Raw genomic sequence first — 523 nt, 5'->3', positions numbered from 1 at the left:
TGGATGAGTGGCGCGACGACTGGCGCGAACTGACCGCGCGGCTGGGCTGCGTCTCTATTCATCTCAATCATAAGTTACTCAATAAAGCGCGAGTGATGCAGTTGAAAGACGCCGGACTGCGGATTCTGGTTTATACCGTCAATAAACCCCAGCGCGCAGCAGAGTTGCTGCGCTGGGGTGTGGATTGCATCTGTACCGATGCGATTGACGTGATTGGTCCGAACTTTACGGCCCAATAGTTTTCAACGGAATGTCAGGCTGCGGCGTGCTGGGCTGATTCAGCATGTCGCCGTTTCTCCTCTCCGGCAGCATATGCTGCTGATTCAACGAACTATCCGGATTACGGTTGCTGTTTAACATCCCGCCGTTGGTGTTGGGCAGCATTTGCTGCCGGGCGGGATTTCGCTCCCCCGGCTGTGACTGCAACACCCGCTGAGAATTATTGTTTATCTGGTTTTCTAAATGCTGCTGTTGCAACTGAGTTTGCGTTTTCAGTTGCTGATTCAGCATCCCTTTTTGCTGG

The 523-nt window shown here is 53.0% G+C and carries 2 protein-coding genes; one reads left to right on the top strand and one right to left on the bottom strand.

All coding sequences use genetic code 11. The annotated features are described in order from the left end of the window. The coding region (locus tag K0039_RS24905) for a glycerophosphodiester phosphodiesterase family protein (RefSeq protein WP_265589551.1) at positions 1-239 on the top strand (239 nt) is incomplete at its 5' end. On the opposite strand, the gene K0039_RS24900 is transcribed toward K0039_RS24905, so the two are convergent. Next, on the bottom strand, positions 226-523 hold a 298-nt coding region (locus K0039_RS24900), incomplete at its 5' end, for a DUF2756 family protein (RefSeq protein ID WP_228106807.1). The genes K0039_RS24905 and K0039_RS24900 overlap by 14 nt on opposite strands.

The sequence above is a fragment of the Terrisporobacter mayombei genome, from assembly GCF_020748465.1.
GTDB lineage: Bacteria > Bacillota > Clostridia > Peptostreptococcales > Peptostreptococcaceae > Terrisporobacter > Terrisporobacter mayombei.
Note: the sequence above shows the minus strand (reverse complement) of the source record. Positions and strands in the feature narration are given on the sequence as shown.